General features: G+C 46.9%; 33 protein-coding genes. 6 read left to right on the top strand and 27 right to left on the bottom strand.

Going from position 1 to position 23,494, the window contains the following annotated elements; translation table 11 throughout:
- Positions 1–307 precede the first annotated feature (307 nt).
- The 25 genes from B9J87_RS10645 to B9J87_RS10760 all read right to left on the bottom strand — a co-directional run bounded on the left by B9J87_RS10645 (position 308) and on the right by B9J87_RS10760 (position 17,683).
- Entirely contained in the window at positions 308–505 is a 198-nt protein-coding gene (locus tag B9J87_RS10645; protein WP_094150607.1) for a hypothetical protein, read from the bottom strand.
- Positions 505–2,097 (bottom strand): hypothetical protein, encoded by a 1,593-nt coding sequence (locus B9J87_RS10650; protein ID WP_094150614.1) that lies wholly within the window; start codon positions 2,095–2,097, stop codon positions 505–507. The genes B9J87_RS10645 and B9J87_RS10650 overlap by 1 nt, the downstream gene beginning before the upstream one ends.
- Complete coding sequence (locus tag B9J87_RS10655; protein ID WP_094150616.1) at positions 2,094–2,567, bottom strand: baseplate complex protein; 474 nt, start codon at positions 2,565–2,567, stop codon at positions 2,094–2,096. The genes B9J87_RS10650 and B9J87_RS10655 overlap by 4 nt, the downstream gene beginning before the upstream one ends.
- A 10-nt stretch (positions 2,568–2,577) precedes the next feature.
- Positions 2,578–3,465 carry a hypothetical protein gene (locus tag B9J87_RS10660; protein ID WP_094150618.1) on the bottom strand — a complete coding sequence of 296 codons (888 nt, stop codon included), beginning with the start codon at positions 3,463–3,465 and terminating at the stop codon, positions 2,578–2,580.
- 3 nt (positions 3,466–3,468) lie between these two features.
- The gene (locus B9J87_RS10665; RefSeq protein WP_094150620.1) at positions 3,469–4,044 is read right to left on the bottom strand and encodes a hypothetical protein; all 576 of its coding nucleotides are present in this window, start codon (positions 4,042–4,044) and stop codon (positions 3,469–3,471) included.
- Entirely contained in the window at positions 4,041–5,474 is a 1,434-nt protein-coding gene (locus tag B9J87_RS10670; RefSeq protein ID WP_094150622.1) for a phage tail-collar fiber domain-containing protein, read from the bottom strand. The genes B9J87_RS10665 and B9J87_RS10670 overlap by 4 nt, the downstream gene beginning before the upstream one ends.
- On the bottom strand, positions 5,471–6,127 hold the full coding sequence (locus B9J87_RS10675; RefSeq protein ID WP_094150633.1) for a phage tail protein: 657 nt from the start codon (positions 6,125–6,127) through the stop codon (positions 5,471–5,473). Before B9J87_RS10675 ends, B9J87_RS10670 begins: the two co-directional genes overlap by 4 nt.
- A complete protein-coding gene (locus tag B9J87_RS10680; protein WP_094150635.1) occupies positions 6,127–7,332 on the bottom strand; it encodes a baseplate J/gp47 family protein in 1,206 nt (401 codons plus the stop codon). Before B9J87_RS10680 ends, B9J87_RS10675 begins: the two co-directional genes overlap by 1 nt.
- Positions 7,325–7,663, bottom strand: a complete 339-nt coding sequence (locus tag B9J87_RS10685) for a DUF2590 family protein (RefSeq protein WP_094150637.1) — start codon at positions 7,661–7,663, stop codon at positions 7,325–7,327. The genes B9J87_RS10680 and B9J87_RS10685 overlap by 8 nt, the downstream gene beginning before the upstream one ends.
- Positions 7,653–9,659, bottom strand: coding sequence for a phage tail tape measure protein (locus tag B9J87_RS10690; protein WP_094150639.1), 2,007 nt, complete (start codon positions 9,657–9,659; stop codon positions 7,653–7,655). The genes B9J87_RS10685 and B9J87_RS10690 overlap by 11 nt, the downstream gene beginning before the upstream one ends.
- Positions 9,660–9,675: 16 nt before the next feature.
- The gene (locus B9J87_RS18030) at positions 9,676–9,906 is read right to left on the bottom strand and encodes a DUF6890 family protein (protein WP_441351334.1); all 231 of its coding nucleotides are present in this window, start codon (positions 9,904–9,906) and stop codon (positions 9,676–9,678) included.
- On the bottom strand, positions 9,861–10,142 hold the full coding sequence (locus tag B9J87_RS10695; protein ID WP_094150641.1) for a putative phage tail assembly chaperone: 282 nt from the start codon (positions 10,140–10,142) through the stop codon (positions 9,861–9,863). The genes B9J87_RS18030 and B9J87_RS10695 overlap by 46 nt, the downstream gene beginning before the upstream one ends.
- Positions 10,139–10,441 carry an Rz1-like lysis system protein LysC gene (lysC, locus tag B9J87_RS10700; protein WP_217898083.1) on the bottom strand — a complete coding sequence of 101 codons (303 nt, stop codon included), beginning with the start codon at positions 10,439–10,441 and terminating at the stop codon, positions 10,139–10,141. The genes B9J87_RS10695 and lysC overlap by 4 nt, the downstream gene beginning before the upstream one ends.
- Positions 10,350–10,691, bottom strand: a complete 342-nt coding sequence (locus B9J87_RS10705; protein WP_094150653.1) for a hypothetical protein — start codon at positions 10,689–10,691, stop codon at positions 10,350–10,352. The genes lysC and B9J87_RS10705 overlap by 92 nt, the downstream gene beginning before the upstream one ends.
- Positions 10,666–11,256 (bottom strand): lysozyme, encoded by a 591-nt coding sequence (locus B9J87_RS10710; protein ID WP_094150656.1) that lies wholly within the window; start codon positions 11,254–11,256, stop codon positions 10,666–10,668. The genes B9J87_RS10705 and B9J87_RS10710 overlap by 26 nt, the downstream gene beginning before the upstream one ends.
- Entirely contained in the window at positions 11,243–11,452 is a 210-nt protein-coding gene (locus B9J87_RS10715) for an HP1 family phage holin (RefSeq protein WP_094150658.1), read from the bottom strand. The genes B9J87_RS10710 and B9J87_RS10715 overlap by 14 nt, the downstream gene beginning before the upstream one ends.
- Positions 11,453–11,457: 5 nt before the next feature.
- Positions 11,458–11,661, bottom strand: a complete 204-nt coding sequence (locus tag B9J87_RS10720) for a TraR/DksA C4-type zinc finger protein (RefSeq protein ID WP_094150660.1) — start codon at positions 11,659–11,661, stop codon at positions 11,458–11,460.
- An 8-nt stretch (positions 11,662–11,669) separates the two neighbouring features.
- Positions 11,670–12,122 (bottom strand): phage protein, encoded by a 453-nt coding sequence (locus tag B9J87_RS10725; protein ID WP_094150672.1) that lies wholly within the window; start codon positions 12,120–12,122, stop codon positions 11,670–11,672.
- Positions 12,119–13,222, bottom strand: coding sequence for a DUF2586 domain-containing protein (locus tag B9J87_RS10730; protein ID WP_094150674.1), 1,104 nt, complete (start codon positions 13,220–13,222; stop codon positions 12,119–12,121). The genes B9J87_RS10725 and B9J87_RS10730 overlap by 4 nt, the downstream gene beginning before the upstream one ends.
- 10 nt (positions 13,223–13,232) lie before the next feature.
- Complete coding sequence (locus tag B9J87_RS10735) at positions 13,233–13,976, bottom strand: hypothetical protein (RefSeq protein ID WP_094150677.1); 744 nt, start codon at positions 13,974–13,976, stop codon at positions 13,233–13,235.
- On the bottom strand, positions 13,973–14,452 hold the full coding sequence (locus B9J87_RS10740; protein ID WP_094150679.1) for a phage tail protein: 480 nt from the start codon (positions 14,450–14,452) through the stop codon (positions 13,973–13,975). The genes B9J87_RS10735 and B9J87_RS10740 overlap by 4 nt, the downstream gene beginning before the upstream one ends.
- Complete coding sequence (locus B9J87_RS10745) at positions 14,449–14,910, bottom strand: head completion/stabilization protein (RefSeq protein ID WP_094150681.1); 462 nt, start codon at positions 14,908–14,910, stop codon at positions 14,449–14,451. Before B9J87_RS10745 ends, B9J87_RS10740 begins: the two co-directional genes overlap by 4 nt.
- 111 nt (positions 14,911–15,021) lie before the next feature.
- Positions 15,022–15,738, bottom strand: a complete 717-nt coding sequence (locus B9J87_RS10750; protein ID WP_094150683.1) for a terminase endonuclease subunit — start codon at positions 15,736–15,738, stop codon at positions 15,022–15,024.
- A gap of 14 nt (positions 15,739–15,752) precedes the next feature.
- Entirely contained in the window at positions 15,753–16,769 is a 1,017-nt protein-coding gene (locus B9J87_RS10755) for a phage major capsid protein, P2 family (RefSeq protein ID WP_094150685.1), read from the bottom strand.
- Between the two features lie 2 nt (positions 16,770–16,771).
- Positions 16,772–17,683, bottom strand: coding sequence for a GPO family capsid scaffolding protein (locus tag B9J87_RS10760; RefSeq protein WP_094150687.1), 912 nt, complete (start codon positions 17,681–17,683; stop codon positions 16,772–16,774).
- A 242-nt stretch (positions 17,684–17,925) separates the two neighbouring features.
- Between B9J87_RS10760 and B9J87_RS10765 the strand changes: the two genes are divergently transcribed.
- Entirely contained in the window at positions 17,926–19,740 is a 1,815-nt protein-coding gene (locus B9J87_RS10765; RefSeq protein ID WP_094150689.1) for a terminase large subunit domain-containing protein, read from the top strand.
- The gene (locus B9J87_RS10770; RefSeq protein ID WP_094150707.1) at positions 19,737–20,777 is read left to right on the top strand and encodes a phage portal protein; all 1,041 of its coding nucleotides are present in this window, start codon (positions 19,737–19,739) and stop codon (positions 20,775–20,777) included. Before B9J87_RS10765 ends, B9J87_RS10770 begins: the two co-directional genes overlap by 4 nt.
- Here B9J87_RS10770 and B9J87_RS10775 read toward each other — a convergent pair.
- Positions 20,774–21,457: a BRO-N domain-containing protein gene (locus B9J87_RS10775; RefSeq protein ID WP_094150691.1), complete on the bottom strand. Its 684-nt coding sequence runs from the start codon at positions 21,455–21,457 to the stop codon at positions 20,774–20,776. The genes B9J87_RS10770 and B9J87_RS10775 overlap by 4 nt on opposite strands.
- A gap of 472 nt (positions 21,458–21,929) precedes the next feature.
- Here B9J87_RS10775 and B9J87_RS17770 point away from each other — a divergent pair, with 472 nt between their 5' ends.
- The 4 genes from B9J87_RS17770 (at position 21,930) to B9J87_RS10785 (ending at position 23,193) form a co-directional block, all read left to right on the top strand.
- Positions 21,930–22,100 carry a hypothetical protein gene (locus tag B9J87_RS17770; RefSeq protein ID WP_176429513.1) on the top strand — a complete coding sequence of 57 codons (171 nt, stop codon included), beginning with the start codon at positions 21,930–21,932 and terminating at the stop codon, positions 22,098–22,100.
- A 20-nt stretch (positions 22,101–22,120) separates the two neighbouring features.
- Positions 22,121–22,693, top strand: a complete 573-nt coding sequence (locus B9J87_RS10780; protein ID WP_094150693.1) for a GNAT family N-acetyltransferase — start codon at positions 22,121–22,123, stop codon at positions 22,691–22,693.
- Positions 22,680–22,844: a hypothetical protein gene (locus tag B9J87_RS17775; RefSeq protein WP_176429514.1), complete on the top strand. Its 165-nt coding sequence runs from the start codon at positions 22,680–22,682 to the stop codon at positions 22,842–22,844. Before B9J87_RS10780 ends, B9J87_RS17775 begins: the two co-directional genes overlap by 14 nt.
- A 97-nt stretch (positions 22,845–22,941) precedes the next feature.
- Complete coding sequence (locus B9J87_RS10785; protein WP_094150695.1) at positions 22,942–23,193, top strand: ogr/Delta-like zinc finger family protein; 252 nt, start codon at positions 22,942–22,944, stop codon at positions 23,191–23,193.
- A gap of 10 nt (positions 23,194–23,203) precedes the next feature.
- Here B9J87_RS10785 and B9J87_RS10790 read toward each other — a convergent pair whose 3' ends face one another.
- Entirely contained in the window at positions 23,204–23,455 is a 252-nt protein-coding gene (locus tag B9J87_RS10790) for a hypothetical protein (protein ID WP_094150697.1), read from the bottom strand.
- Positions 23,456–23,494: the final 39 nt, after the last annotated feature.

Genomic DNA, 23,494 nt, shown 5'->3' on the forward strand with positions numbered 1-23,494 from the left:
TTTTTACCCTTATTTTCTGCCCCTTTACAACTCCGCAAGCCCCTTGTTATATAAGGCTTGGCGGTATGGTTTGCCCTTTTCGCTACGGCCTGATTTTTCGCAACTCAAAAACTGTAAAAAAAGTGATCGAAAAAGCGCGCAGGCGGGTGTAGAGGAGCGCGGATTCCGTCCGCGAGAGACTCCTTTACGTGGCGCTGTGCTGCCTGTTTCGGCTGTGGGTGCGTGATGCGCGACTTAGGTTGATGCGGGCATAAAGAAACGCAGTCGATTGACTGCGTGTGTTGTGGTGGGTTTGGTGGCTAGTGCGCTATTCTATGGGCCAGCTTCCGGCCGAACTTCCCGATGATACCAATGCTTTTGCGTTCGCTGTTATCTCATCAACAATGGCATTCGCCAAAGCTGTTGCTAGTTCGTCTGACTTTGCGTGATTGCCCGTGGTTGTAAAGCCCTGCCCTTGCAGTTCAGTGATGATTCTTTGCTTTAATGAGCTTTTGCTTAGTGCCATTATTTACCTGCCTTAACTGTTGCCGATACGTCCGAATGCGGCAGACCAGTGAACTGGCAGATACAATCACCTTGCACTACGCCTTTGCCGCCGTTCATTGTGATTAAGTCAGCGGTAAAGCGCATGTTCTTTGCCGATGCTTCCCAATCTTTCTCTATCACTTCTAACCTTTTGCCCATTACTTTTAGTTTATCGTCTTGCGCTATGACAATGTTTCTTAGCTTACCGATCACTTGAATCATTTCGCCTGCGGTGGCTATGTGCATGTGGCCTAGGCTTCCTAGCTCGATGTTATCACCTGCTAATAGCTCAATGGCTCCCAGTGCTTCGATTAGCTTTTTGCCTATGATGTTCTCTTTGCTGTGTTCGTCTACGCTTATGCTGTGTTGACCAAACTCGGCTTGGTATCTATCTGCCTTATCATGCTTTGCAAATGCTTCTTGGGTTTGGCTTTGGTCGGTTTTCTCGGTGGTGTTGCCTGCGGCATCAACACGGCGGCTTACTTCTTCGCGTTGCTGTTGAAGTTGTTCACCTGGTGCTATTGTTGGCAGCGCATATTCACGACCGTACATGCCGCGAATGATTGGCCTATCGTTACGGCCATACGCGAAAGCGATTTCTACTAGCGTTCCCTCAAGCGGATAAGCTAATAACCCTGACTCATGGCCGCTCATGTTAACCGGCAGCGGAACCGACCGATAAACAGGCACGGTGGCATCTGGCATCATGTTTTCATCTAACACTTGAACGTCAATTGCGTAACGTGGCCGGAATGGGTCAGCGGCTTGCCCTGCTTTTGCTGTGTCTCTTACTGCTTCTACTCTGCCAAACTTGGGCAAATGATAGCCTGCGGCCAGCTCTGGAAAGCTGTCTAATGTTTCACGCTTTTTTGCTGGCACTTCATTTTGTGATGAAAGCCAGTGCGCTGTCATTTCATCATCAAACAGTTCGATTTTTGTGATGCGATTGCCATTGACGGTTCGACCGGGTCGAATCATCGGGAACGGTTCGAAGGTAAAGCTGTTCGCGTTCTGCCTTATGCTGAATTCGCTTGGCACTGACATTGGCTTGTTGTAGAAGTGGCTGTCTTGATATGAACCAAAATAGATTTGTTGGTCTACGTCTTGGAACCACACGCAATCATCAATATTGAATGCTTTGGCGATTTGTTCTAAACATTGATAGCCGTCACCTTGGCTGACGAAATTCGGGATCACCGCTTTGGTGTAGTCTGCTTCGGGCAGTTTGAATTCTAAGCCAGTGAGATCACTTAACCGCTTGAGTATGTCTGCAATGGTTGGGTGTTCAATGCTCACCGTCCACCGTTGACTTAAAATACCTGCGTATTCCTTAACAACGATTTTTTGATAGCCATTTGGCGCAGGTTGTATTTTCTCGATATAGCCTTCAAACCATGGCGCTGTGTTGTCTTGATAACCGATATCAAAGCGCACCGCTTGGTTTTCTGCCAATGGCAGCTTTGATTTAATGACAAACACGGCTTTACTGCCAAGCGATAGCTTTAGGCTGACTTTGTTGCTTGTCAGCGCTACTTCTTCATTGGCAATAAACAGACGTTTGCTTAACTTCATTTTGCCGCCTCGTTATTGGCTTCTAGCGCTTGTTGCAGCCGTGTATTTTCGCGTTGCTCTGGCTTGGTTTGGTCTTTTGCGCGTTGTTCTTTTTGCTCTGCTACGCTGTTGTGCTCACGCAGCTTGAACGACACACGCCACGCCAGTGGGTTTTCTTGCTGTACTGCTGAGAATTTACCAACGAATTTCACGTTACGAACTTTGAACGCGTTGGCCACGTCGTTGACGACTCGGTAAATTTTGCGATCACCGTTTTCGTCTTTGGCGTTGCTCATGCTTTCTAGCAAAGTCAGCTTTTCCAGATCACGAAATGCAATCAAGCCCGAAATATCAAGCATGGCGGCTTTTTCGCCTTGTTCTGCATCGTCTGTGAATGATGATTGGCCGGACATGTCTTGGCTTTTGAATTCTCGCTCAAAGCTGACCAGCACGTTTTTAATGCCGAAGGTTGTGCCGTCTAGCGCGAACATAGGCTAACTCCTAACAAAGTAAGTCCTCAAAAAATGCCAGCGGCTTATCACTTAACATCACACTGGCTAAGGTATGTTGATGATTATTTGGCGCACCCGCTTGAACTAATTGTGTTGCGATGCTTTCTGGCGTTCCGCTGAGTGCGAATGAATACACGCTGCCTTTTAGCTGCTTGAGTGCGTTTATCTGTGCGCTGACTTCACTCAGCTTTTCACTGCGCTTGGTGGCTAATGCGCTGAGTTTGCCGATCACATTCGTGCTGTCACTGGCCAGTGATTCAAGGGTGGCGATTTGTGAACCTTGCAGCGCTAAGTAGTCACGCAACGGGCTGGCGGTGATATTTGCCGATGGCTTAAAGCGTGGCTGAACAATAGCAGCAGGCTGTTGAAACTTGTCGCGTTCATTGGTTGTCATGGCTTGCGCTTGCCTTGCCACTTGGCACCAATCCGGCAGGTTAAACACACTGACTAATTCGGCTAATTGGCTTGCAAAACTGGTCATGTTTGATGCAGTTAACATGATTGCAACGGCGTAAGGTTGGGCTTTTGGCCTATGGGTGTCGGAAAGGTCACGCAGTTTGTTAGCTATTATTTTTACGGCGGTTTGCGGGTTTAAGTACGCACCTGAATCTAACTTGCTGCCCACTTGGAATTGATATGGGCTAACGGTTAGCACTGTGCCGTGATTAAGTAGCGATTGCAGATCAGTACGCAACCCAAGCAGTGCTTGCGCCTCAGCACTTAATGAGTGACGCCCGAAATTGGCGTCACTGTTGAGTGGTGTTAAGCGGCTAACGGAGGCGTTCATTACCGTGCCGACTTGGTTTGTAACCGCCTCAGCACTGGTTTGAATGGTTTGGGCACTAGTTGGCCATGTTAGCGATGATGTTTGCCACATGGTTTAGGCCTCTGGCGGTGTCGGCCAAGGGTTCTCATCTCGAATCTTTAGATACAAAGCGTTAGCTTGTAGTCGATATTCTTCTGCTTTAGCCTCGTTACCTTCAATTTCAAGAACGCTTGTTGCTTCGCTCCTTAGTCTGTCAACATCAAGATACAAATAAGCGCGCTTATCAGTCACTTGCTGCACTTGCGCTTGATACTGATTTTGCAAGTTCGTCACCCATGCGTTATCAATCCACTCATCAAAGCGGCTTTTTGGAACGTCAAGCGTGTAGTCGTCAGTGACTAGCGTTTTATCATCAAACTCTTTTTGCTTTGTGCAGTCTGCTTTTAGATGTGCTGTGACTTTTACTTGTCGCTCTTTTTTAACCCAAGCACCGTTTCTGTAATCGCGCACTGGATTACTTGATTCATCTAAGTAAGACCAGTACTCATTATCTGCTAGCACATCAATTGGTAATGCGTTGGGAGTCTGGTAAGGAGGAATAACAAATCTGTCTGGATTTTTTATATCTTTCGCGGCCTCTCTGGTTCCAAGAAACTCGCCAGTTTTGTGTGATGTAATATACAAGATCATGCTGTTTCCCCGTGAATAATGTAGAAGTTTAGAAATGATGTGTTTACTTCTGTGTATTGACCTGTTCTCGCTGAACGAGATGCGTCAAACGAAAACCCCAGATATCTGGAGGCGGACGGTGCAGCAATATAATCCAAAGCTTGGGCTGGATTTGGAGATAATGAAAAAGCTTTAATAGCTCCTTGCTCCACATCAGATCTAAAAAATCCGGTCGTTCCAGCAGTGTCTGAAGAAATCGATCCGGTAACATTCTGAATCTGGTCTTCTTTTGTTGTACCAACAACCCCAAACACCCCCGCTGCCGCAAGGTGCGGTTTAAGTGGATAATTAGGCACAGTAAAGCGCAGGCCATCATCGCTAATACCGAAATTTGCAGCATATTCTTCAGGGTCGGAGTCAATAATCGACTGCGCAATCATGATTGGAGTGCCTTGGACTAGGCTCATTAGCTTTGGATAATCTGCCACTGCGAAGTCTGAGCCATCTCCCAGAAATGCGATTTCGCGGACAGGGAGTAATGTCGAGTCAGGCAGGACCAAACCGACAACATGATCAATTTTTAGATACTGATTGTGTGCATCAATATTGCTTTCATGCTCTTCCAACCCACCCTTAACACGCCAGTCAACCACTGAACCATCAGCATTAATTCCGGCTAGTTTTGCTACATAGTGCTTGCGGCCTGCTTCGTCTACATGGTCATTTAATGGGGTGGTTGAGACTTTAATCGTTAGCGTGTTTTCCCATGCTGACAATGCGGTACCGTCTCGGACCACATCAATATAAATTCCGTTTGGCTTGGTGGTGATGGTTTGCAGCACTTCATTTGCAAGCACGGCGCGCAGGCCACCGACATAAACCACCCCCGGTGTGATTTTGTATTTGTTCGGGTCGGCTTGCTGGGTTACGTCGAAACCGTCTACAAATGCGGTGTGGCCGTAGTTGTCTAGGCAGGCTAGGCGCAAATCTTCATCCATGCCTTTTAAACGGGCTTGGTAGTCAATTTGCCATGTTGCCGCATCTTGCGTTACGCCTGCGATTTGCGCGGCGTTGACGTACTCCATCATTAGCGAACGGGTTAACGTGCTGCCTAGTTCTTTGGTTTCTTCGGCCTTGTGCACCACCATACCGCAAGAATTGGGTACGTTTTTATCGCGCAAGTAAATGGCGTTAAAAGTGAATTCTTCACCGCTTACGACGATCGCAGAATAGACAAGCGCGTTGTCGCCCAGCTTACCGAGTTGGTCGATATTTTGTTGGTGCACCCATGTCGCCACATTGGGTAAACCTTGGGTTAGGTCGATTGGCTGGCTTGGGTCTAGGTTTGGAATGTAGGCGAATATCATTTCGTTCATATCAGGGGCTAGGCCAACGCTGATTTGGTTTTGCATGTATTTCGCAAACTCGTTCGGGATCGCCGTTTGGCTCATAAGTTGTTCCCCATTGTTGCTCTGAATAGTTGCTGACTGTTCGACACGGCTGTCGATTTAGTAGTCAGTGTTACGGCTTCTTTTTTCTCTGCGCTGTAAATAGCGAACGTGTGGGCAAACTCACCACACTGCATATAAACGGTTGCAGGGTATGTCACTTGAAAGCGATAGCGGCGGCAGGTTCTGCCGTATTGTTCGATCAGCACTTGCACTAGTTTGCTGTTCTGTGAAATGGCGCTGTCGGTTAGTTCGATGGTGCACACGTCCCATTCGATCACATCTTCACGTTCTTTGAATGACACAATGGCGATACCTAAGCGTTCAAAAATGCGTTTAAACCCGGCCACGCTGCCTGCATCTTTGGCGTTTATGGCCGCGAACTTTACGCGCTTGCGAAATAGCGTTAGCGGTTCGTTTTCAAAGCGGGTGATGTCTCTGTCCCACGCCATTAAATTAAGCAGCGATTCGCTACAGGTTAATGCGTCCATTTGGCGCAATGGGAATAACAGCCAAGCGCGAACCATTAGCCAGAAACTGAACACCCCTTTTGACAGGAAGTGCGGTTCTTTGAGTTCTTCGGCGGTTGTGCTGCCGTCTTGCCACCATGGAATCACCACTTCTGGTAGTTCTGGCGCGTTATTGGGTTCACTCATTACTCGGCCTCGATAACGGAAAGTGATTGTAAACGTGGCTGCGCAAGTAGGCTCACGATGTCTTTTTGTACTTCACCATCCACGGTGATGCGTACTGACTCAACCTCAAGCATGTTGTTGTGAATTTCGGTACCCAGTTCTGACACGCTAAATCGGCTTTGTGGTCGTGCTCTGGTCATTTCTGGGTAGGCTTCGGTTTCACGGAACGCGGCGCGAATTCTGTCTTCGACTTCTAGCAGTTCGTTAATTTTTGCCATGTCACTGGTGTTGTTCTTGAACACTACTTCAGCAATGACGACATGCTGAGTTTCGTACATTGCTTTGCATGTCAGCACGTCACCGTGGCCGTGGTGGCCTTGCGCCATGATGTGATCATTCAACTGGTCAAGTATTGGCTGTGGTGTTGGCCCTACTTCCATGACAATTAATGCGTTTGCGGTGGCGGGTGTGATGTGGCCTGTGTTTTCAAAGTAGATGTTGTCACTACGAATACCCGCCACGCTTGAAATAATGGAGCGATACACATCATCAATGTGCCATTGGCCGGAACTGGTGAAGGCGTTTTGTAGGCGCAGCGCTAATTCTTCGTCGGTTTCTGGGTTTGCGCCTAATGTGGTTATCCATTCGGGCTCGTTCACGGCGGCGATGATGCCGGGGATCTCTTTTTGGATGATGTTGAAATAACCCGCTGGCAGGTTGTAGGCTTGGCCCTCGCCCACGGCTTCGGTTAATACTTTGCCCGTTGCTTCACCTGCGTTTATCACGGTTTCTTCCAGCACTGCCACTTCATAAACTACGCCATTAATGGGCAGGGTTTGGATGATGGCTCCGGCTTCTACGGTGACGGCATCGGCGGCATTGGCTTTGGTTAGTGTGATATACCCTTGGGCTTTTACTGCACCTTTGGGCGTGATGTTGTATTCCCATGCTTTTAGCTCTAATGCCCAACGCTGCGCGGTGCCAACGAACATGTTGGGCATAACGTAACCCGCGAGCAACACACGAATTAACCACACGCAAGGCGTAACCACGGCGGCGCGAACCCAACGCCAGAACGGGGACATTTTAGAGTCGTTAGAGACTTCACTGCCTGCGCCTGTGACTTCGGTTTTTAGTTTGGCTTCGAACTCGTCTTCAGTAACCGGCACATCTGACTGAGCCAGAATGTCAATAAAGTCTGCGGTTGGTCTTTTACCGTTACTCATTTACGGGTACCTCGATGTTAATAGTGCCGCTGTAGTCGTAGGCTTGAGCGGTGAGTGTGATGTCACCTGCGTTCTGTTCGGTGGCGACTGCAGTACCGGGGATAATGCGCGTATCGCTTTCGGCTTTTTGTTCGATTTGTACTAACACGTCAGCGCGTAGCACTGGGTTACGTTCTGCAATTAACTTGCGCGCTAGGCCGCTTTCCATGATGTCGTGCTTTACGTCTTGAGCAATGCTGTATAAGTCGCTGCACTTTTGCGGTTGTTGGCCTGCGTCCATTTGCCAACCGCCGTCGATCACTTTGATGTCTATGTAGCGTTTATCCGGCATTGAGCTCATTCCATTCTTCAAGTTGGTCTGGTGTGAAGCCTTTGTCTGTAGTGATGTAAACATCACCATAGTTTTTGCTATTCACGGTTTGACGGCTTTGGGTGCTGTTGAGGTTTTGCACCATCGCAGGGTTTAGCGCGGGCGCGTTCTGTGGATTTTTGTAGTCGAATAATGAGGTGTCTTCATTAACGCTATCGACAGTATTTGACATAGCGCTTTGAAGTTCAGGTGCGATAGGAATTTCTCCGGCGCGCCATTCGATATCAATGCCCGGTATCATGTTTAGCTTTTCGATCACCCAGTCGATGGTGTCTGCTAATAATTTGAATACGGCGGTGTCACCAAATGAGGCTTTGAGATCATCCCACCAGTAAATCATTGCACCGACTACAGCCACTAACGCGATAATTCCCGCAACCACCCATGTGATAGGGTTGGCCCACAAAGCGGCATTAAATAACCATGTGGATGCAGTCATTGATAGGATGCCTGCGCGCAACGCTCCAAAAACAGAACCAAGAAATGTCATTGACGTTGACCATGCAACAGTCGCTAACTGCGCCGCTTTCGTTGCGTATGACCACGCCCAAGTTGCGGCTTGACCTACTTTTGTTGCAGCCGTCATAGCCCATATTTTCGCAACTGTTCCCTTAATAATCACTCCCATCAAAGCAAAGTCACCATTGGCAATCATCACCGCAGCAGACCAAGCGATCATAATTACACGGTTGATTTTCATTGCTAAGCTAAGAATCTTAATGGTCACAGCCCAGCCGCCGGACATCATTTGACCTACACCAATAGCCAATGATAGCAATGCAACTACGCCACCTAGCGATAAACCGACTACCGTCAGTCCACTAAACACTTTGCTCAGTAAGGGGAACTGTTCTGCAAATGCAGTGACATAACCGACACCGCCTGCAATGGTTCCTACAATGGCATTGATTGATGGCAGAATAGCCCCAAACGCAGCAGCACGAATCGCAAACCATGAAGCTTCCAACCTTTGCCATTGGTCCGTCATATCAGCGACTATCTTGTCTGTCTTACCCATACCTTGCACTTGAGTAATACGTTTTCGCCCCGCGACGAACTCCTCTTGCTGCTTAATTAAGTTGATTAGCATTAAACTGCCATCACCTAATCCCGCCTCATCAAGAAATGTTCTTGCATCTAACCCTGACATTCCCTCGATTAATGGTTTCACTTTTTCAAGAAGCTCAACCATAGGGAGTATTTGTCCTTCATCACCCCTTAAGTTAATTCCTACCTTAGTTTCAAAAGTTGCGAGCCCTTCTGCGAAGTTTGTCATTTGGGTTACGGCATCCCCTTCAGACATTTGTGCTCTTAACGTACCAAACACGGCTAACTGGTCGTCAAAGGTCATGCCTATAGTTGAAGGTAATGAGTGCATTCCATCGATCATCCCTTCAAGCTCAGACATCCCAAGCCCATAGATTTGTTTTGCCTCTACTATCATTCCCGACACAGTAGCGGTAAATACATCTTTTCCCATCAGATCAGCATCAGCTTTATAGTTTCCGTAAACCGTTTTCATTAATTTACTAACGGTTTCCGCATCTGATTGCATTGCAATAGCAAGTTTCGACGAGTTTCTTGTCACTTTGGCTAACACATCGCCAGACATGCTACCTATAGCGTCAATCATCATCGTGCTGGTATCAATAAACTCGACGGCTGAACGGCCATATTGAACAGAAAAGCCGTAAGCCGCTCTTTCAATTTTCTTTAAGTCATCCCCTACAATGCCAAAGCCTTTTGATTTACTGAGAACCCTATCCATTTCAATAGCAGGCCCCAAAACGCTTTGAATGGCTAAACCTGCGGCCACCAAACCACCTGCACCAACAGCTACGTTTTCTAGGCCTTTTTTGCCTATATCCATAGCGCCTTGCATTTCTCTGGTGATTCCTTGCAATGGTTTAGTCACTTGGTCAACCAAGGACACAACCATCTGTAGCTTTTCATTCATCAGCGTTTAACCATTCTCAACGTTTAAAAAGTTTTGCTATTGCTGTACCTACGGCTATTTCCATGCGCTCTCTTTCGTGTTTTTCAAGCCACAAGGCGCGGGCTAGGTTTTGTTCGTCATCGTCTTCATTGGGGAAGTAATAACGACGCAGGGCGAACGCTTGTTCTAAGCCGTTTTGTTCAATGCGTTCGACCTTGCTTTTTAGTTTTTTAGCGTGATGGTAATGCCGCCTTTTGATGCCGCGTATACCGTGCCAAACAACTCAATCGTCAAACCGGGAACCGTATTCATCAGTTCAACCAATGCTTGTTTTTGATCACTTTCAACAGTGCGCTCCAAGTAAGTACGCGCAGGGGCTACTTTGTTCTCACCAGACAATTCATTGATGTAGTTGTTGGCATCGTTCACGGTGGGTTTGAAAATGAATTCAAGGCCGTTGATTTCTACAGTGACGGGTTTGGTTGCGAATGCAGCTTTGCTCATTGTGTTTCTCTCTCTGTTTGTTGTTCGTGCTGTGCACGCCAAGTTAAGTAGTCTTCAATTTGTGAATCGCACTCGGTGAGTGCATGTTTTAGTTTTGGAATGTCTTCACTTATCACTTCTGGCCATGTGCCTTTCACTTCTGGCTTATGGCAAGGGACTAACATTCCCGCAGGTGGCAGCTTTACTATCACCTGCGTTGAAACGGTTTCAGTAGGGCTCGCGCAAGCGGTCAGTAACAGTGCTAGGAATATGGCATTCAACGTTTGCCAACTGGGCTTTAAGTGTTGCCATGTCTGCATTGAGCTTTTCCTCTGCTTGTATCTGTTGCCGCTTGCGCTGCACTAACAGTTGGTTGGTTTGTTCGGCTTCGCCTTCTAATGTGGCTATAGTGGCTAAGTTGCTTTGGTTATCCGCTTGCGCTTGGCTTAGCTTTTCGCTTAAGGCTGTTTGTTTGAGTTGGCTTGCATCTAGCTTTAGCCATAACACCCAAACTGCGACAAGCAAGGCTGCAACGCTTAGGGTTTTAATCCACTTCCATGCAGCGAGCATGTTCAAGCCCTCGCCTGTTAATTAAACCGGGCAACTTTTTACCACCGCCATACACCCACTTTGGCAACTCATCACAAGCGGCTTGGTAGTTACCTGCTATGGCGTAGCTATAAATTCGTGTCGCGCTGTGGTTTGGGTTGCGCCTGAACCGTTCGCACCCTGTATTGAACGCGAACGAGGTAAGCGCATCGAACTGGCCTTGTGTCATTGGCTTGCCGGATGTGGTTTCCACTTGGCTAATGCAGCGCTCTGCCTCTTGCAGGTTCTTCACCCAATCTTTGGCGACTTGCTCAAGGCTTACGGGCTTAGCTGGTACGCCATGAGAGTTACCAATGCCGTTAGTAACTAGGCCACTTGGACAGTTGTACGGGTCTAAACGGCACCCTTCGGTATTTCCGGTAATTTCTAACGCTTTCGGGCTAATGCGCAGTTCACCTAGACTCTGCCCTTCGATCACCACTTGACCAACTGGCTTGATGAATTCGTCACCGTAAATGGCTGCGCCGCCAGTGACTAAGCCGATCACCGCTGCGACTGAGCAAATGATTTTGTTAGCTAACTTCATTGAGAAATACTCCTTTTTCTCTGGCGATTTTCTGCATGGCTCTTTTGTGCCAAACGTTGGCCAGTAGCGCCCCCACACCGATTAAAATCGATACGAGGAAGTACCATTGTTCTAGTGTCATGGAACTGAGCAACACGCCCGTTCCTGACATGAAATACGCGATATAACTTGTAAGCCTGTCGTACCAATCTGACATTTGATTCACTCCTTTCTTGCTTGGCAGGGAGTGCAATACAGGCAACCTTTTATGGCTTCTCTTCTTGCCTGCGGGATTTCTTGATCACACTCAAGGCAATGGGTTCGGCTTTGGCGAAGGGCATTACCTGCCCTTGCCAGTTGGTTGGCCAGTGCCACTTGTTGGAATTTGGCTTCCGTATCGCTTGCGACATCTATTACATCCGCCATGGTTGTCCTTAGCTGATTAGGCCGCGTGTATCTTCTTTAGTGAGATACGGCACGCCATTGATGCGAACAAACAGCGGGCTAGTAACAAAGCCTTTGAGTTTGCGAGTGGATTTATCGGCGCTTTCTGGGTCGATACCGATGATGTCGGACAGCACGAACTTGACACCGAACAGTTCGATTTTGTCTTCATCTACGCCGTTGTTGGCGTAAAACAACATATCGTCGGGCTTGATGCCTCGGTAACTTCCTGCGGCTTTCGCGGCTTTGTGTACTTTTTTGAACTGACTAAGGTCGAGTTCTAGCTCTACATCACAGCCGACTTTTCCGTCTACATAGTCGTCAGTAATTCCACGTGTATAAGCGACTTGCGATTCATCGTTAATAGTGGCGGTCGCGCTTTTTACGTGCACAAACTCACCGAACAATGTTGTGTCGAAGCTGCGGCCTGAGAAACGGCTCATGATGTTGCCCCCTGTTTAATTGAAATGGCGATGGTGATTTTTACGGGGCATTCGTAAGGCTGAACGCTCATGTAAATTTCTACTTCTTCAGTGCTTACCCATTTGATATCGATGTCGCCATCTTCTGGCGGGTAGATTTCACCCGGCACACCCGTTAGGGCCATTTGGCGTAAGTCTTGCGTGAAGTAGAGTTTTGCCGCGGCGATGCTGCCCGGCGTTGAGTTCAATGTGCGATCACCGATTCGAGCGATACCGCGAATGCGAACTTTACGGGCGGCTTTCATGGCGACGCGAATGTGGCGAATGTCTTGGTAGTCACCACCGGGCACATCAAGCGTGCGGCCTGTTGTCCAATATTGACCGGGATAATCTGGGTACCACATAGGCACGGCGATGCGGTTTGATTCCAACGCGCGCAGGGTCGCTAAGTCTAACGTTTTGCCTGCGCTGTCTTTGGCTAGCTCGGTGTTGCCTAATACGCTGCCTGTTCGCACACGTGCGGGTGAGTCGGCCAGTGATACTTCTTGGTTGGCTAAACGGCCTGCGTATTTACCAAGGGTGGTGCCATCAGCATGGACGTTTGGCACAACGGTGATGTATTCGCTTGCCACGTCTTTAGGGATGTTAACAATAGCGGCTAACCACTGTTCCCATGTTTGTTCTGCGGTGACGGCTGGCAGTTGGCAGATCACCCCAACTTCACGGCCTAACTGGTTTTTCAGTTCGGTGCGAACGGTCACGGCATCTTCAATCATGGCTTTGGTTTCGCAGTCGAAGCCAAGCACAATCATTTCAAAGCTGGATACTTCGTTAGCTTTGTGAATGGCGTCTTGCCAGTTGTCGGCCTCGTCTAAGATCATCACGCCCGCTGTCCATTCACTTTTGCCGTTAAGCTGGGCGGCGGTGATAGTGGCTAACCCTTCTGGGTTGGCAGCGGCGAGTTTATCGGCTAGGTCGGTGGTTGAGTCGACCATGATTAGGTTACGTTCTGCCCCTTGCGGAACGGTGCCGTAAATAACGAAGAGAAAGTGATATTCAACCCCGGCAATGGGGCCGTTCATCAAGTTCAAGATTTTTATAATAACTGTTGGCCATGCCATGTTAGTTGCCTCACTTTATGTCTTGTGCTTTTACTTGCCATCCGTAGTTGATACCTTGGAAAGCTCTTTCCCACGCTTTGCGGTACTTTTGTTTGGATACCCCAAGGAACTTACGAGCAGGGATTTTCCAGTTACTTTTGCTTTTTATTGCGCCTTCTTCTCGCGCTTTTGTCACCCACCGCCGAAACTCTTTATAGGTAACGTTATCCGCTATCCATTTGATGGGCGGCTTCACTCGTTTCCCTTGCTTGGCGTCAGGATTCACCCGCCTAGCCCACACTGAAAAATTTAAATTTTTAAGCAGCTTGGCTTCTTTCCTTGTGCATATTGATTTCGGGTCAATAGATTTACTTGGTGATGACCTGCCATTATTTCGCCTTTCAAAACCTTTCTGGTGTGCGTTACCAACAAGCCTTGAATCCATTTTTTTCACAGCCCTTGATTTCATCGTGCCTTTCCAGCTTTTTAGCGTAACAATCGCTTTATTCTCATTTGACTGTTTATCGCTGACCACAATAAGAGGCATCATTCCGGTTAGCATTTTCCGCTTACCGTCAGAGCGGCGTTTTTTCCTTTTCGCCCATTTGCCTTCCTCTGGGTTTTGCTGGCGACTAATATTCATCTTTGAGCCATCACGAACCTTGGCCGCTACTCGCCATAGCAGCCTTGCTCTTTTTTTTGGCGGCAACATAAGTAAGCTCAATTTTTCTTGAGCAGAAAGAACACCATTCTTTTCAAAGAAAACGTGAATCATTGGATCACCACTTCTTTCAACTTCGTCGCTACATCAATTTGGTATTCTTCAATTCGCCACATCTTCCCACGCCACGAAATATCGCCATTTTCGTCTTCAATAATTTTCACTGGCTCTTCAAAGGGCACAGTCACGACGATGATCGCCTCATTCTGACTTTGAACGGTGATTGATACTTCTGGGTCTGGTATTTCTTTGTCTTCGCGGCTTTCGTCGTTATCCATTAACCACGCTATAAAATTGGCAAATAACGTAGCTGGTTTATATTCATCAAATGGAAAGCGGTCGAAATAGAATTCCGCTTCATAAATTTGAGTAAACAAGTCAAAGCCATGTCCTTGATTTTTCGCACCCATCACAAGTTCAAGCTCTACCATTTCGGTTTGCAACCGCTTCGCAATACTTTTACCTACGCACTGCTCTATATGTGCCTTTAGTTCTCTGAACTTATATCCGGCTTGATACTCTTCACTCATATCAGCTCCATTGATGAGCGTTTTAGCCCTTGCATGTGGCGGATGATTCGAGCGGATTCCGCTAACAGTTCGTTTTTGATTTCGGCGCTGCGTTCTGCCAAGTGATCACCTTCTTTTTTCTGGTGAACGGTTGAGAAATCTGGCAGCAGGTCGGCTTTTGCTCGAGCAAAGACAGCGGCCTGATATTGAATGACGACGCGGTTTTTATTGCCGATGTACGGGAACGCTTGGATTTCTTCGGCGTTGTTGATGCCCTCGGCCATGTAGCTAGCTTTGAGCATTTCCAGTTCAAGGTTGACGGATGCAATAGCATTGGCGACAGCGTGTGCGATGCGTTCATCGTCTTGCGCGGCGGGTGTTCCTCGCATGCGCTCAAAATCACCGGCATTCACGTTTGGCCAAAAGCCATCGTTGGTGATTTCTGTTTCTTGGTAGCTGTCGTTTGATGCTGTGAACATTCTTCACCCTTTTAAAATAAGTGCGCCTCTAGCCACTGGGTCGACGGTTAACAATGAACCACAAAGGTTATTGCAACCTCGCCAGCCGAGGCGCGGCGGCGTAGGAGTCGGTTAAAGGTTTTTGCCTTCGTCCAATGCGTTAATCCGCATCTGAATTTTGTCGATTTGGGTTTTCACCCCTATCTTTTGGTTCTTTTCGTGGGCTTTAAGCAGCAACGCCATTGACGCTTCTAGTTGCTCTTTGTCACCCACTTGGCTTGGCTGTGGTGCACCTTTTTCGTTTAGCAACAGGCAATAACCTGCGAACTTGTACCACTTGGCTTCCACTTTTTCGTTAAGCTCCCACTCGCCATCAATTAACTTGAAGACTTGCGAGAAATACGGCTCAACTGAACGGCCATGTTCTTGTTGTTTGGTTGCCCACTCTAAAACGAAGTCAGCGCATACCGTTGGCCAGTTCCGCTTGAAGTTTTCAGGGGTTGGCAAATCGTGCTCAATGGCTTTTAGGCACCAAGCGATTGCGGTTTCTAATTCTTCAATGTCGAACAGCCACACGATCAAATCTTGGAAGATTGGGTTTTGATAGCGCTCGCCCGCTTCCAAGTACGCTTCTGCCACTGGCTTGTATTTTGGAATAAGCACTTCGCGTTTGTGGTTTACCTTCTGCGCGATTTGAACAAAGCTTTTTAGGGCTTTTTTGTCTTGCTCAAATTCGATTAAGCGCAGGTGTAAGCTGTCCAAACTTGCAGTGGCATCGTGCGCCACTGCGTGGTTGGTTTGCTTGGCTTTTAACAGTGCATCGCGCTGCTGTTTAAGTGGGCTAACCATGTTCAATCACCTTTCTAGGCTGCGGGTGCTTCGGCGATAGTGACCGATTCGATAGCCGCGAACATATCTAAGTCACCCACTGCATAACCTTCCATGCGTAAGTAGGAGTTTTCGAATTGCTTGCGGTCTTCTTCGTTTTTCGCTTTGCGCCACTGGGTGCCTTTTTGCGTTAGCACTTGTAGGTTTTTCAAGCTTGTTACCCACATAGCATCAGCTGGGAAGAATGGCGGCGTGTACGCTGTCATACCTGCGATTGATTTTGCCAGTTGCTGGGCGGCTTTGTGCTCAGTCGGTTTATCAGCGGCTTGCAGTAAGCGGTGCTGTTCGAACGTCACTAAGTCGGTACCGACAATGACAACCAGATCAGGTGATGATTGATACACTTCATGGATCACGTTGCGTTTTAAATCGTTCGCTAGTGCATCCAAGTTTTTGTAAGAACCTGCGGTGGCTCCGGTTGGGTCGAGAATGGCAGAGGCAAGTACTTGCTCGGCTTTTTTCTCTTTTGCGAGTTTTAGCCAACCTTTGTTGACATCTTGGCCGAGTGGGTTTGCTTCTGGGTCGGTAGTTTCGGCAATGGAAGTGCCGTTGAAGCCGATTTTTAAAACGTCTAATGCTACGTTACGCGTCATGGCGGCGTTCATTAACTTGGTGAACTCGCCCACGTTGCCGGAGTTCGCCCATTGGGTGAGTAGTTCCCACGTAATGGTTGCGCACGAGTCGGTTTCTGCTAACTGGTAAATGTTGCCACCCATACCTAGCGCTGCGCGGAAGCGATCACCTTTTTTACGACCAGTCAGTAGCTTGCCTGTGCCGACATCAACGACTTGGCCTTGAATTTGGTCTACCGACAGCATGGAGATCATTTTCAAGAATGAATCTGATTCCATGATGGCTTGACGTAGCTTGGTTTCGATAGGCGGCGCAATAGAGAATTTATTGGTTACGTCCACACCTTCGACAGCGGCAGCTTTAGCCACAGCTTGGCTATATAGCTGTAAGAATTTAACGGCTTGATTACTTAGGCTCATTATTACAATGCCTCCACTGTTAGGTCGCCTGCGCCTTCTTCTGGCGGACGTTGTCCACCCGTTTCACCAGATAACGCGTTGAATTTGGTTTCCAGCTCACCGAATTTCTGATCAAGGCCGTTGAATTTTTCAGTGAGATCACCAAGCGGTTTTAGTTGCTTGGTCAGTTCTGCGCTGAATAGCTTCATCGGGTCTTTTTCTTCTGGTGTTTCTGGCTCTTGCGGTTGCAGTTTTAGCGCAGAGAATTTGGTTTCAAACTCTTGGCTAAGCTCTGTTTTTAGCGTGCTAAAGTTTTCTTTTAGCGCGGCTTTTAGTTCGGCTTCGGTCACTTCTGTGTCCCCTTGTTCCGGTTCTGGTGTTTGCTCTGGCGAGCTTGCGCCAGATTGGAAAAAGTTTTTGCACATGGCGAAGAATTTAGAAAATTCAGTGCCTTGGTTGTAGAAAGGAGATAAATCCCATTCTTCGAGTACACTACACTCCAATTCTGTGTGTTGCCCTTGAATACGGGAAAAGCGGAGGCGTGTTGTTCCTGATGATGCTGGGGAGTCAGTCACAGCTAGACCTAGTAAATAACAACGCCCTTTCTTTTGATAATTGGGTTCAGGTTCGATGGAAGAAAATAATTTTTGCCCATCTTTGTTAGCTTCTAACAAGTAGTGATTTGGTGTTAACTTAGCAAACAGGCGTAACTTATCTTTAAATTTACCAGCTTTAAGTTCCTCAACTTCGCCCCAGTTTTTACCCTCAAACACTGCCCATGCACTTCGATAGTGCTCAGGCCAGATTAGAGCTTTGAACTCTTCTGGGTCATACAGCTCTGCCATGTCATTAATCCAGCCTTCGCTGATTACTCTTCCATCGGAAACCGTTGTTCCGGCAGTGGCGATAATGACCCAATCACTGGTTTTTGACATGGTTATTGGTACTCGTTCAATTTAGTTAAATTCTGTTCATTTTCTGGAGAATCACTGAGCGTTACATGGTCCTTCCCCTTATTCTGCAAACATCGTTATTACTTCGATTTGTGGCAAACATACGCCTTTGATTTCGTGCTTTCAGCTTGTTTAGTTCGGGTCAATTCGGATATGAGCAAAAACGGAATTTCGAGGAATTTTGGTAGGCGAATCATGGGGTTTTGGCGGCGTATTATTCGGGCATGGCATACTCCCCTGAAATACGACAAGCCGCCCGAGCCCTTTATTTAAAGGCTTGGACGCCAAGCGAAATCGCTACTGAATTGAAGCTAGTTAATGAACGGATTGTTTATTATTGGGCGGATAAATTCGGTTGGCGCGATATGTTGCGCGAACAAACGGTTGATGAAGCTATTTCAAACCGTATTCAAACGCTGCTTGAACTTCAAGAGCCCACCAAGAATCAGCTCGATATGTTGGATAGGCTCATCGGCCACCATGCGAAGCTGAAGAAACAGCGCGCGCTTGAAAAGCAGCAAGGTGATCAACCGCTACATAATGAAAGTGGTAAGCCCGATTCTAGCCGTGGTAAACAAAACGGCCATTCGCATGGCAATAGTGGTAAAGGTTCTGGCCACAATGGCAAACTTCCGGAAAAGCGTGGTAAGAAACAGAAGAATGATGTTAGTGAACTAACCGAAGAATGTTTCAAGCTTTGGCATGATTCGCTGTTTGAATACCAAATTGTGATGCGTGAAAACTTGCATCAGCGCATTCGTAATATTCTTAAATCTCGCCAAATTGGTGCTACTTATTACTTTAGCGGTGAAGCGTTAGAAAACGCGATTCTGACTGGCGATAATCAAATATTCCTTTCGGCTTCTCGCGCTCAAGCGGAAGTGTTCCGGCGCTACATTATTGCAATAGCGAAAGAGTTTTTAGACCTGGAGTTATCCGGCAACCCGATCACTTTATCCAATGGCGCTGAACTGCATTTCCTTTCTACCAATGGCAAAACAGCGCAGAGTTACCACGGCCATGTGTACGTTGATGAATATTTCTGGATAGGCAAGTTTGATGAGTTGAATAAAGTTGCTTCGGCGATGGCGACTCATAAGAAATGGCGTAAGACGTACTTTTCTACCCCTTCGACCAAAATGCACCAAGCCTACCCGTTTTGGACGGGTGATAAATGGCGCGGCGGCAAAGACACCCGCAAGAATATTGAATTCCCCACGTTTGAAGAGTACCGCGACGGTGGCCGTTTATGCCCGGATAGGCAATGGCGCTACGTGGTTACGATTGTTGACGCGGCGAACGGCGGCTGTGAACTGTTTGATATTGATGAACTGCGCGAAGAGTACAGCGAAACCGACTTCGATAACTTGTTTATGTGTGTGTTCGTTGATGGTGCAAGCTCTATCTTCCAGTTCAACAAGATCACCAAGTGCATGGTGGATGTGGCGCACTGGCAGGACTTCGACCCACGCAAGGCGCGACCATTTGGCAACCGTGAGGTGTGGCTAGGCTATGACCCTTCTCGGTCACGCGACAATGCGGTGTTGATGGTGGTTGCGCCACCTGTTTTGGAAGGTGAAAAGTTCCGTGTGCTTGAGAAACATTCTTGGCGCGGCTTGAGCTTTCAACACCAAGCGAGCGAGATAAGCAAAGTGTTTAAGCGTTACAACGTTACTTATTTAGGTATTGATGTAACGGGTATTGGCGCAGGCGTTTATGACCTGCTGCATAAAAAGCACCCACGCGAGGCGGTGGCGATTCATTATTCCAATGAAAACAAAAACCGTCTTGTAATGAAAATGATTGATGTAATTGAAGGTGAGCGTTTGCAGTTTGATGCCGAATATAAGGAAACGGCGATGGCGTTCATGGCGATTAAGCGCATGTCGACCAATAGCGGCAATATGATGACGTTCAAAGCCGACCGCAGTGAACTGGTTGGCCATGCGGATGACTTTTGGGCGCTTTCGCATGCGTTGGTGAATGAGCCGCTTGATTACAACAACCCCACTAAATCGACATGGCAGATGGCAGCATGACCGAACAAAACACGACACACCACGTAATCAATAAAGAGGATGGCGAAAAGTCTTCCATGGTTGAGTTTTCCGCTATTCCTGAATCGGTCGATAGTAGCAATTGGATGACTCAATATTGTGAGCTGATGTACAACGACGGTGATGATTTTTGGGAACCGCCTATCTCTTTAAAGGGCTTGGCTGATATTGCCAATGCTAACGCTTATCACGGTTCCCTTTTAAAAGCGCGAGCTAATTATGTAGCAGCACGTTTTAAAGCTGGCGGCAACATTCGTAAACGTCACCTCAACAACACCTGTTGGGATTACTTCGGTTTTGGGCATGGTGGTTTATTGATTATTCGGAATGGTTTTAAACAGCCGATTGGCTTTCACCCCTTACCGATGATGTACATGCGCAAGCGAAAGAATGGCAACTGGGTGCAACTTTTACGCGACTATGAGTTTAAAGAATACCGAGCAGAAGATGTCATTTTCATTCCGCAGTACGACCCACAACAGCAAATTTATGGCCTGCCGGATTACTTGGGCAGCTTGCAAAGCAGTTTATTGAATAAAGACGCGACCATGTTTAGGCGCGCGTACTACAAGAACGGCGCACACATGGGTTATATCTTCTATTCGACGGACCCGAACTTAAGCGCGACCGATGAACAAGCGATTAAGGATGCGATGCGTAATTCACGCGGCCCCGGCAACTTTCGCAGCATGTATGTGAACATCCCCAACGGTAAAGAGAAAGGTATTCAATTGATTCCGGTTGGTGACATTGCGACTAAAGATGAGTTTGAACGAATCAAAAACATTACTGCGCAAGATATTTTAGTAGGACATCGCTTTCCCCCTGGCAAAGGCGGTTTAGTTCCACAACCTGGCTCTAACGTTGCGGACCCTGAAAAAGTAGGCCGAGAATATGCCCGTGATGAGATCATCCCTGTTTGTGAATTAATTATGGATGAGGTGAATAACCACCCAGAGATAAGAAAGTACAAGCATTTGCACTTGAACTTTGACTTATCTGTGGGTGATGAAGCTTAAACAAATGCACAGCCGCTATGACACCGAGCAGCAAAACTGGTGACTTGTATCCATAAGTCTTCAATATTGGTGGATTCGAAGTAACCGAAATCACCTATTTGTGGTGTCTGGTTTTGTCGCAGGTTGATCAACTTTTGGTGGTTGTCAGCAAAATAGAAGATGGCTTGATAAATTTGGGGTGTGTGCTTGGCACTGAATTCACTGCTGAACGGTTTAGGTTGTAATTCGAAGCGGATGTAGTGCGCGGCCTGTTTGGGTGAAACGGCTAAGTTTGCGTGTTTCCATTCTGTGCGGTAGGTGATTGGCCAGTTGGCATGGGGAATTTGAGCAGGGTTAGAAATAGGGATGATGGTTTGTGTTTTGGTTTCACTATCGAGCACATCGAGCACCCACTTTCTGAATTGTTTCGCTATCGACGTTCTGGCGAACATGGCGATGAGGTGTGCGCCACGTAGTGAGAAAATGCGTACTGTTTTCTGGTAGTTTCCTGAGACCGTCAATTTGACGGTCTCAGTCATCGAGTTTGAAAACTCATCACGGTTACGATCATAGATGCGGCTAACAGAATCTTCACGCGCATAGCCTAATGCCGTACCAATTTGGGACGCAGTAAGCCAAATTTGATTACTTTGTTCTATTACATCGAAATGATTATTTTGAAAAGTAAGTGCTGAAGTCATAGTGACCCCCTATGTGTCGATTTTATTTAAATCACCACGCAGAGGTACTAATCAATGGGTGGTGAACTGAACAAGGTTAGTACTACCGCGACACATAGAAACGGCCAGCCGAAGCTGCCTTGCCCAGCCCACCATAATTCGACGATACTAGTCTGTTGAGCAGACTACTATGTACAGGTGCACTGAAGCCGCACATAAAAAAACCAGCAATACGCTGGCACTTACGTGCTACGTGTCTAAAAGCGGGGTACTAATCCCGGTACTGGATTTTGCCAGTACTGGGTTAATTTATATTACTGCGGCGCACCTAGTCAACACGACAGTAGTTAATAATTACCTATATATGCGGATAGATGCGGTTATTTGGTGTGTACATGGTTTTTATGTGTGCTATATTTGCCGTGTCAGTGTGTCTATTATTACACACTGTGAATACACATAACGCAGCCGTTGCTGCAAAGAGAGGTACATTATGGCAATTAAAAGCAGTGCCTTTGGTCGGACAGAGCTGACAGGTCAAGATGCAGCTCGCTTTATCGTTCATATGAACGAAGATAAACCAAACCCTAAAGCTCAAAAAAATATTGCTGAAGGTCGTAAACTACGCGCAGCAATGAAAGCATGGCAAGCAAAAACTAATTAGCACCGGAGTCCTATTTAAGCATGGAATTCGGTGTTGATTATATCGTTCGTCCTATTCTTCCCTCAGATAAAGTAAACTCTTTCAAAACTGGCAACGTAGACTTACAGCCTCTCAAGGTTTTTTTGCGCAATCAAGCATGCGATTTTCAAGATGCAATGATTGCACAAACCTATGTCTGTGTTGAACTCAGTAGTAACGAAATGAAAGATGAAGGCAAAGTCATCGGTTACTTGACACTTACTTGCAGCGAGTTAGATATCACTAACGGTTATGTGGTAGAAGATTGCCCTTATGCGAATCGTTATTACTACCTTCCTGCTGTAAAAATTGCAAGATTAGCCGTAGACTCTCGGTTTCAAGGGAATAAACTTGGTAAAGCTTTAATTCAACTTGCACTTGATATCGCAATAAATGATATTTACCCAACAGTTGGTTGCCGCTTCGTAATTACCGATGCTAAACCCACCGCTGTGGATTTTTATGCTAAAGAAGGTTTCACTTTTCTTGATACTGACGAAAATAAGGGGCGTGAGAATCCTATTATGTTTATTGACTTATTTAATCAGAGAGCACTTGAGCATGAAGAAGCCTAACATCAAAACCGACGATGAGCTTTTACGCTATCTTGATGTTGAAATCAAAAAATCCGATAACGTCAAACCAATCCCACAACTTTTGATTGATCGCATGATTGCTATTAAGCTCGCTGGCGATAAAGCAAAACAGCGTGCTAAATTGCACTAACCTCCCCTTATAAACAGGGCTCCACTTTTAAACTGTACAAAAACACAGCTTATTGACGTATTATTACTGAGTCAGTCAATTAGCTAGGTTTTTGTTTATGCGCGTAATATGCCCAGAGTGCGGATGTAAAAGCCGTATCCACAAATCGAATAGAATCACCGATAGCCATGCGGACTTATATTGTTCATGCAGTGACCCAGAATGCGGCCATTCTTTTGTGATGAACCTTTCCTACAGCCATACGCTTAGCCCTTCTGCTAAGACAACAAGCCAACTTGCGTTTACTTTGATGAAAGCCTTGCCACCGGAACAGCGGCAAGAACTCAAGCAGCAACTTTCTATGTTGTAGCTTTTTGCTATTACACTTTAAACACTGGGCTTTGTGATTCTGCGGCCATCTCCATAATACTGGTGATGGCCGTTAGCTTTTCTGGTGTGATGGTTCCTTTGCTGTCGGCGATGATTAAGCCTGTTAAATAGGCTCCTGCTTTTTTTGTTGCTTCCGTTGCTTCGCTTACCGACATAGCGTCGATCACTAATTCTAATGCTGCAAGATGTATGCTTTTTTTCTGCGTTATCTTTGCAGCACTAATGGTTTCTAGTTCAGCCATTTAGCCTCCAACCTGACGTGATATACTGTATATTAATAC

Source organism: Vibrio sp. V19_P1S1T109, assembly GCF_002241375.1.
Lineage (GTDB): Bacteria > Pseudomonadota > Gammaproteobacteria > Enterobacterales > Vibrionaceae > Vibrio > Vibrio anguillarum.

Excerpts from the sequence above, each read along its gene's own strand:
- B9J87_RS10645 (WP_094150607.1), bottom strand. The coding sequence starts at position 505 with ATGGCACTAAGCAAAAGCTCATTAAAGCAAAGAATCATCACTGAACTG.
- B9J87_RS10650 (WP_094150614.1), bottom strand. The coding sequence starts at position 2,097 with ATGAAGTTAAGCAAACGTCTGTTTATTGCCAATGAAGAAGTAGCGCTG.
- B9J87_RS10655 (WP_094150616.1), bottom strand. The coding sequence starts at position 2,567 with ATGTTCGCGCTAGACGGCACAACCTTCGGCATTAAAAACGTGCTGGTC.
- B9J87_RS10660 (WP_094150618.1), bottom strand. The coding sequence starts at position 3,465 with ATGTGGCAAACATCATCGCTAACATGGCCAACTAGTGCCCAAACCATT.
- B9J87_RS10665 (WP_094150620.1), bottom strand. The coding sequence starts at position 4,044 with ATGATCTTGTATATTACATCACACAAAACTGGCGAGTTTCTTGGAACC.
- B9J87_RS10670 (WP_094150622.1), bottom strand. The coding sequence starts at position 5,474 with ATGAGCCAAACGGCGATCCCGAACGAGTTTGCGAAATACATGCAAAAC.
- B9J87_RS10675 (WP_094150633.1), bottom strand. The coding sequence starts at position 6,127 with ATGAGTGAACCCAATAACGCGCCAGAACTACCAGAAGTGGTGATTCCA.
- B9J87_RS10680 (WP_094150635.1), bottom strand. The coding sequence starts at position 7,332 with ATGAGTAACGGTAAAAGACCAACCGCAGACTTTATTGACATTCTGGCT.
- B9J87_RS10685 (WP_094150637.1), bottom strand. The coding sequence starts at position 7,663 with ATGCCGGATAAACGCTACATAGACATCAAAGTGATCGACGGCGGTTGG.
- B9J87_RS10690 (WP_094150639.1), bottom strand. The coding sequence starts at position 9,659 with ATGAATGAAAAGCTACAGATGGTTGTGTCCTTGGTTGACCAAGTGACT.
- B9J87_RS10695 (WP_094150641.1), bottom strand. The coding sequence starts at position 10,142 with ATGAGCAAAGCTGCATTCGCAACCAAACCCGTCACTGTAGAAATCAAC.
- lysC (WP_217898083.1), bottom strand. The coding sequence starts at position 10,441 with ATGCAGACATGGCAACACTTAAAGCCCAGTTGGCAAACGTTGAATGCC.
- B9J87_RS10705 (WP_094150653.1), bottom strand. The coding sequence starts at position 10,691 with ATGCTCGCTGCATGGAAGTGGATTAAAACCCTAAGCGTTGCAGCCTTG.
- B9J87_RS10710 (WP_094150656.1), bottom strand. The coding sequence starts at position 11,256 with ATGAAGTTAGCTAACAAAATCATTTGCTCAGTCGCAGCGGTGATCGGC.
- B9J87_RS10715 (WP_094150658.1), bottom strand. The coding sequence starts at position 11,452 with ATGTCAGATTGGTACGACAGGCTTACAAGTTATATCGCGTATTTCATG.
- B9J87_RS10720 (WP_094150660.1), bottom strand. The coding sequence starts at position 11,661 with ATGGCGGATGTAATAGATGTCGCAAGCGATACGGAAGCCAAATTCCAA.
- B9J87_RS10725 (WP_094150672.1), bottom strand. The coding sequence starts at position 12,122 with ATGAGCCGTTTCTCAGGCCGCAGCTTCGACACAACATTGTTCGGTGAG.
- B9J87_RS10730 (WP_094150674.1), bottom strand. The coding sequence starts at position 13,222 with ATGGCATGGCCAACAGTTATTATAAAAATCTTGAACTTGATGAACGGC.
- B9J87_RS10735 (WP_094150677.1), bottom strand. The coding sequence starts at position 13,976 with ATGATTCACGTTTTCTTTGAAAAGAATGGTGTTCTTTCTGCTCAAGAA.
- B9J87_RS10740 (WP_094150679.1), bottom strand. The coding sequence starts at position 14,452 with ATGAGTGAAGAGTATCAAGCCGGATATAAGTTCAGAGAACTAAAGGCA.
- B9J87_RS10745 (WP_094150681.1), bottom strand. The coding sequence starts at position 14,910 with ATGTTCACAGCATCAAACGACAGCTACCAAGAAACAGAAATCACCAAC.
- B9J87_RS10750 (WP_094150683.1), bottom strand. The coding sequence starts at position 15,738 with ATGGTTAGCCCACTTAAACAGCAGCGCGATGCACTGTTAAAAGCCAAG.
- B9J87_RS10755 (WP_094150685.1), bottom strand. The coding sequence starts at position 16,769 with ATGAGCCTAAGTAATCAAGCCGTTAAATTCTTACAGCTATATAGCCAA.
- B9J87_RS10760 (WP_094150687.1), bottom strand. The coding sequence starts at position 17,683 with ATGTCAAAAACCAGTGATTGGGTCATTATCGCCACTGCCGGAACAACG.
- B9J87_RS10765 (WP_094150689.1), top strand. The coding sequence starts at position 17,926 with ATGGCATACTCCCCTGAAATACGACAAGCCGCCCGAGCCCTTTATTTA.
- B9J87_RS10770 (WP_094150707.1), top strand. The coding sequence starts at position 19,737 with ATGACCGAACAAAACACGACACACCACGTAATCAATAAAGAGGATGGC.
- B9J87_RS10775 (WP_094150691.1), bottom strand. The coding sequence starts at position 21,457 with ATGACTTCAGCACTTACTTTTCAAAATAATCATTTCGATGTAATAGAA.
- B9J87_RS17770 (WP_176429513.1), top strand. The coding sequence starts at position 21,930 with ATGGCAATTAAAAGCAGTGCCTTTGGTCGGACAGAGCTGACAGGTCAA.
- B9J87_RS10780 (WP_094150693.1), top strand. The coding sequence starts at position 22,121 with ATGGAATTCGGTGTTGATTATATCGTTCGTCCTATTCTTCCCTCAGAT.
- B9J87_RS17775 (WP_176429514.1), top strand. The coding sequence starts at position 22,680 with ATGAAGAAGCCTAACATCAAAACCGACGATGAGCTTTTACGCTATCTT.
- B9J87_RS10785 (WP_094150695.1), top strand. The coding sequence starts at position 22,942 with ATGCGCGTAATATGCCCAGAGTGCGGATGTAAAAGCCGTATCCACAAA.
- B9J87_RS10790 (WP_094150697.1), bottom strand. The coding sequence starts at position 23,455 with ATGGCTGAACTAGAAACCATTAGTGCTGCAAAGATAACGCAGAAAAAA.